This window comes from Falsiroseomonas tokyonensis (assembly GCF_019024325.1).
GTDB classification, from domain to species: domain Bacteria; phylum Pseudomonadota; class Alphaproteobacteria; order Acetobacterales; family Acetobacteraceae; genus Falsiroseomonas; species Falsiroseomonas tokyonensis.
This window is the reverse complement of sequence record NZ_JAFNJS010000054.1, coordinates 1-683: the sequence shown is the minus strand read 5'-3', so window position 1 is coordinate 683 and position 683 is coordinate 1. Positions and strand designations below refer to the sequence as shown.

Below are 683 nucleotides of genomic sequence, written 5' to 3'. Positions count from 1 at the left end.
GACACCATGTCGTTCATCCGCAACCGCCAGGCTCTCCGTTCCAACGGCGTCACCGCCCTGTCCGACGAGGACATCCGCCGCCTCGCCCCGTCCGCCTTTGCGGCGGAGGCGCATGAGAGCCGCAGCCACCGCTACGCCTACATTCCGACCGCCGAAGTCATCGCCGGCATGCGGGAGAACGGGTTCCTGCCGATGTCGGCAACCCAGGCGCGCACCCGCGACGTCGGCCGCGTCGGGCACACGAAGCACATGCTGCGTTTCCGGCATGCCGGTGCGGCACCGGCCGCCGAGCGCCGTGTCGGCGATACATTTCCGGAAATTGTGCTGTTGAACGCGCATGACGGCACCAGTGCATATCGTGTGATGTCCGGCGTGTTCCGCCTCATCTGCCTCAACGGGATGGTGGTGGCCGACCGGCAGGGGGCCGAGGTCCGTGTGCCGCACAAGGGCGACGTGGTGCGCCAGGTGATCGAAGGATCCTATGCCGTGCTGGACGATGCACGGCGCGCGCTGGACGCGGCGGAGGTGTGGCAGGGCGTGACCTTGTCGCGGGACGAGCAGCATGTCCTCGGGGAGGCCGCGCGGACGCTGCGGTTCGGCGACGCGGAAGGCCATACCGATACGCCGATCACGCCGGAGCAGATGCTGGCGCCGCGGCGTGCAGCGGATGCCGGTAACGACCT

General features: G+C 68.8%; 1 protein-coding gene. It reads left to right on the top strand.

The window, feature by feature from the left end; genetic code table 11:
- Nucleotides 1-683 (top strand): DUF932 domain-containing protein (locus J3S20_RS29945; RefSeq protein WP_379794028.1); only part of this gene is annotated, 683 nt, incomplete at both ends.